The 4,369-nt window shown below is 40.4% G+C and carries 6 protein-coding genes; 4 read left to right on the top strand and 2 right to left on the bottom strand.

Annotated features, from left to right (window positions below; all coding sequences use genetic code 11):
- The first annotated feature begins 218 nt into the window (after window positions 1-218).
- The 3 genes from rsmH (at window position 219) to V7K73_RS02795 (ending at window position 2,197) form a co-directional block, all read left to right on the top strand.
- The gene (rsmH, locus tag V7K73_RS02805; protein WP_334876927.1) at window positions 219-1,103 is read left to right on the top strand and encodes a 16S rRNA (cytosine(1402)-N(4))-methyltransferase RsmH; all 885 of its coding nucleotides are present in this window, start codon (window positions 219-221) and stop codon (window positions 1,101-1,103) included.
- Window positions 1,104-1,178: 75 nt separating this feature from the next.
- Complete coding sequence (locus tag V7K73_RS02800) at window positions 1,179-1,841, top strand: MotA/TolQ/ExbB proton channel family protein (RefSeq protein WP_334876925.1); 663 nt, start codon at window positions 1,179-1,181, stop codon at window positions 1,839-1,841.
- 149 nt (window positions 1,842-1,990) lie between these two features.
- Window positions 1,991-2,197, top strand: a complete 207-nt coding sequence (locus V7K73_RS02795; protein ID WP_334876923.1) for a glycogen debranching protein — start codon at window positions 1,991-1,993, stop codon at window positions 2,195-2,197.
- On the opposite strand, the gene V7K73_RS02790 is transcribed toward V7K73_RS02795, so the two are convergent.
- Entirely contained in the window at window positions 2,183-2,335 is a 153-nt protein-coding gene (locus V7K73_RS02790; protein WP_334876921.1) for a hypothetical protein, read from the bottom strand. The genes V7K73_RS02795 and V7K73_RS02790 overlap by 15 nt on opposite strands.
- A gap of 170 nt (window positions 2,336-2,505) precedes the next feature.
- Between V7K73_RS02790 and V7K73_RS02785 the strand changes: the two genes are divergently transcribed.
- Window positions 2,506-3,063, top strand: coding sequence for a methylmalonic aciduria and homocystinuria type D protein (locus tag V7K73_RS02785; protein WP_334876919.1), 558 nt, complete (start codon window positions 2,506-2,508; stop codon window positions 3,061-3,063).
- Window positions 3,064-3,245: 182 nt separating this feature from the next.
- Here the strand turns inward: V7K73_RS02785 and V7K73_RS02780 are convergent, their stop codons facing one another.
- Complete coding sequence (locus V7K73_RS02780) at window positions 3,246-3,899, bottom strand: DUF1361 domain-containing protein (RefSeq protein ID WP_334876917.1); 654 nt, start codon at window positions 3,897-3,899, stop codon at window positions 3,246-3,248.
- Window positions 3,900-4,369 lie beyond the last annotated feature (470 nt).

The raw sequence follows: 4,369 nt of genomic DNA, 5'->3' as shown, positions 1-4,369 counted from the left end.
AGAACCGTAGTTTTTGCCCTCACCCTAAATCCCTCTCCCAAGTCTGGGAGAGGGACTTTGAAAACGTCACATTTTAGAATGAAATAGCCCTGCCCACGGAGGTGGGTTTTGTCTCTGTAGACGCAATTTTTAACCGCCCTTTTAACTAGGAACATACAAAGACACAAACAAAAGAATAGATAATTAAAGTTCATCTGTGGTTTTTTGCCCTAAGTCTCATGAATCGTCAGCTAGCTATCGAAGAACCGATATTTTCTCATCTACCAGTGTTACCGCAGGAAGTAATTACAGGTCTAGCGGTATCTCCAGGAGGTCATTATCTAGATACGACGGTAGGCGGTGGTGGTCACAGTCGCCTAATCTTAGAAGCTGCTGCGGATGTGCGGGTAACGGCGATTGACCAAGATGAGGATGCTTTAGCAGCAGCGAAAAAAGAATTATCAGAGTTTGGCGCTCGCATACAATTTATTTATAGCAATTTTGCTGATTACGAATTTCCCCCTAACACTTTCGATGGGATTTTAGCCGATTTGGGGGTAAGTTCTTACCATTTAGACCAAGCAGAAAGGGGTTTCAGCTTTCGCCAAGCTGCGAATTTGGATATGCGAATGGATCGGGGGCGATCGCTAACTGCTGCTGATGTGATTAATAATTGGGATGAAGCAGAATTAGCAGATATTTTCTTTAAGTACGGTGAAGAGAGATTATCACGGCGCATTGCTCGTCGCATTGTCGAACGGCGACCGTTGCACACTACTATTGAATTAGCTGATGCGATCGCTTCTTCAGTTCCCCCCAAATACCGTTATGGCAGAATTCACCCCGCTACCCGGGTTTTTCAAGCTCTGCGAATTGTCGTCAACGATGAGTTAAAATCCCTAGAAACCTTTTTGGAGAAAGCACCAAATGCCCTTGTCCCTGGTGGCAAAATTGCAATTATCAGCTTTCACAGTTTGGAAGATCGCCCCGTAAAGCATAGTTTAAGAAATTCACCTTTATTAAAAGTCTTGACAAAAAAGCCGATTATTGCTTCAGAAGAAGAGATTGGAAAAAATCCGCGATCGCGTTCTGCCAAACTGAGGATAGCCCAAAAGCTGTTGTAACTACAATCCAGCCTAAAACTGCTGCATCTCAACGATCTGTTAATCTAGCGTTGGTGGTGAGTAAAAAAAGAGTCGATGGAAATTAATAATATATTTACAGCAGGTGGCGTGGTTATGTGGCCTCTGCTGGGGTTCTCCTTGTTAGGGGTAGCGCTGATTATCGAACGGATCATCTTTTGGGTAAGGATAAGTAATCGGCAAAACAAGGTGGTGCGAGAGGTGCTACAGCTTTATCGCCTTGATAATGTAGTTAGTGCTTTAGATAAATTGCAAAAAAATGCTGATTTACCCATTGCTCGGATTTTTTTAGCAGCTTTAGAATTAGAGGAGGCGACACCAGAAGAATTTCGTTTGGCATTAGAAAGTGAAGCACAAGGCGAAATTCCCTTACTTAAGCGATCGCAAAATATTTTTGAGACAATTATTGGTCTTGCGCCCCTGTTGGGACTTCTTGGCACTGTTTTAGGATTAATTAAATCTTTTGCCTCTCTAAATTTCGGAGATGTGGGAGGTGCTAAAACAACAGGTGTAACATCTGGAATTAGTGAAGCTTTAGTATGCACCGCATCAGGGTTAGTAGTGGCAATCTTTACACTTTTATTTGCCAACACCTTCCGGGGACTCTACCAGCGCCAGATTGCCTGGATTCAAGAATATGGTGGACAGTTAGAATTACTCTACCGCCGTCGCTACGAAAGAGGAGATAACAATTTAAAATTCAAAATAAATCCAAAATAGTTAGACTGAGACATTAGGCGATCGCTCAGTCAAGCCGCGCTCATGCCAAAATCGAAAATCGCCAATCCAAAATCCAAAATTGATTGGCTCTAATAGTATTCTAAAATGACGAATAGCTTTTTTCGCTACAGTTTTCGAGGAAATATTCTATGACTATTTGGGTAAATGAGCAAATTGATCCGTCTGGAATGATTCATGCCTGTATTGCTACTTGTAATGAATCTCAAGCCAAAGATTGTCATGATTCATTTGAGAATAATTTGACCGAGACGCAAAAGACAGCAGGTTGGGTAGCGCGATTGCGGACAGTCGATTCTTGGGATGATGTGCCGGTGAATTCTTTAAAGCTCAATTAATTGGGTGAGATGGAGTTCATTTTTTGGGGTTTTAATCGAACAGATTTCAGCAGCGTAGGCGTAGCCGGTTATATGCATCGCTTGTCTACCAGATGCTGCACCTATGCCAATGCCGAGTGCGATCGCAACAAATCCCATGAGAACAGGTTAATAAAGGATAAAATTCGGATTAAAATTATCCAATTATTAGCAACTGCTGCCAAAAAAAGTGACATATTATAGTAAATTGATGATTTTTCTGAACTTTTAAGAGCTATCATCTATACCGGAGATTAAATTAAAAAACTTGCCAAAATCGAATCAATTTAGTGAACTATCCCAAGGTTTACACTTCGGAGCAAAGCTGTCCCATTAATTTAGTTGGTGAAACGGGACAAGCGGTTCAAATTTCAATTCATCCTCCCAGTCAATATATCTGTGCCAACTGCGAACGGATATTACCAGATTGGAAACGGCAGCCATTTTTACGAGTAGTGATTGTCTTACAGCAATCGCGTTATCAATTAGTCGAAAAGACAATAGAAGTAGAGACAGAGAAAGAACGGTTGCGAGAAAGATTTATGAGATTTGGCTGCGATTTGGCATTTAATCTGCGCGATCGCGGCTATTTAACAGACCTGATCGACCCTCGTACAGGCTATCCTTTACTGTCTCATCCTGGAGCAATCCCCCACGATGACACAGCAGTTGTCAAAGCTTTGCTCAACTATCCAGTGATTAAAAATAAATGCCGTGTGTTAATTCATCCCGATTGGGGTGCAGCAGTTTATCCTAGCATCTTGATATCAGAAGCCCCCCCAATTGCGATCGAATGGGTTACAAAAGGCATAGCATCCATGCATGGGTGGAAAGAAATTGATTATTAGTCATTAGTCATTAGTTAGCAAAGCCGATATTTGAGAGTGGCTGAGTTAAAATCCAACCGTTTGCTTCTAAATTTATTTCACCTCAAGGATGGTTTAGTTACATCTTTCTTTTGATAAGCAATATTCATCAAGGGTATAACTAATTAAAACCCCAAATTTAAAACCCAGAATCGCCACGTTCATCAAATGTTTGGCGTGTTAGAGTTTGCGCGTCCTGATATCCCAATTTTGCTATTTTGTCGGCTAAGACCTAAACTTACTCGTTTCATAATCCAGTACAAACCGGCAAGTACCACAAAGGTTATAGCAACAATTACCAAGGGCTGTTTTCCAAGAATTTCTTCTACTCCTTTGGTTAGTACTGCATCAGGTTGAGTAATAAAATCCCAACTGTTCAAACGCAAAAATCGCCCCCAATAAACACCAACCGCACAGAAAAAATGAGTAATCAACTCAACGCGCCAAATCCATTGGCTTTTGCCGATCCGATGTAAGTAGTAACCCCAATTAATTAACGATATTACATAAGCTTCAAATCCACCGATAATTACTAACAAATACAAAGGTATGAGTACCAAAGTAATCATCCAAACTGATTGAATCGTGCGGATATCATCTATCAGGTGAATTACATCAGTCAACAAATATGGTGCATTCGGTAAAAAAGCATAGAAAACTAAGAATCCTAGCCACCAAAGCCAAGAGCCACCACGCCTAAAGCGAAATAGCCACACACTCAAAGCTAAAGGTATAAAAGCCAGAAATAAATTCCAAGTCATCCAACTCATATTAATTCGCAATACCTGCACAACTCTAGCTATAAATTCTTCTTTCATAGGTGCTAACTTAGCAGACGTTTGATTAATTTAGATTCACTCTGTAGTGTTATTCTTAATCTCAGTGATTGACTGATAAAATTTTTATACCCCCAATATTATACGTCTTTCATACTGGGGGATGAAATTTATCAATCAGCTGAAATCACTAGTATAGCCAGAAAATCATCAGGGTAAAATCTACCACACAAAGAAAGTCTGAGCGGCAAAAACGCTGCTCAATACCTTCCTATAGACTTTCTTTATGGAAAAGTTGCCCCTGTCCTAACTATTATATTGATTTAATTTTGACCTGCTAGAGTTCCAGAAGCATCTTAAAGTTTTTGTGTAAAATACTTCTGCTATTCCTTGAGAAGAAAATGGGCGCAAATAATTATCACTGGCTCGTAGTTGCGCTTTAGCGCTAAAGCGCAACTACGAGCCAAATACAGAGATTTTACTTTTCGTTACATAGTTTGGTTTTATCTTGT

Origin of the sequence: Nostoc sp. (assembly GCF_036916975.1) — a bacterium.
In the GTDB taxonomy this organism is placed as follows: domain Bacteria; phylum Cyanobacteriota; class Cyanobacteriia; order Cyanobacteriales; family Nostocaceae; genus Nostoc.
The sequence above is the reverse complement of the archived record's forward strand: the minus strand, read 5'-3'. Positions and strand labels throughout refer to the sequence as shown.

Coding starts and splice junctions, on each gene's coding strand:
- V7K73_RS02780 (WP_334876917.1), bottom strand. CDS start 3,899: ATGAAAGAAGAATTTATAGCTAGAGTTGTGCAGGTATTGCGAATTAAT.
- V7K73_RS02795 (WP_334876923.1), top strand. CDS start 1,991: ATGACTATTTGGGTAAATGAGCAAATTGATCCGTCTGGAATGATTCAT.
- V7K73_RS02790 (WP_334876921.1), bottom strand. CDS start 2,335: ATGGGATTTGTTGCGATCGCACTCGGCATTGGCATAGGTGCAGCATCT.
- rsmH (WP_334876927.1), top strand. CDS start 219: ATGAATCGTCAGCTAGCTATCGAAGAACCGATATTTTCTCATCTACCA.
- V7K73_RS02800 (WP_334876925.1), top strand. CDS start 1,179: ATGGAAATTAATAATATATTTACAGCAGGTGGCGTGGTTATGTGGCCT.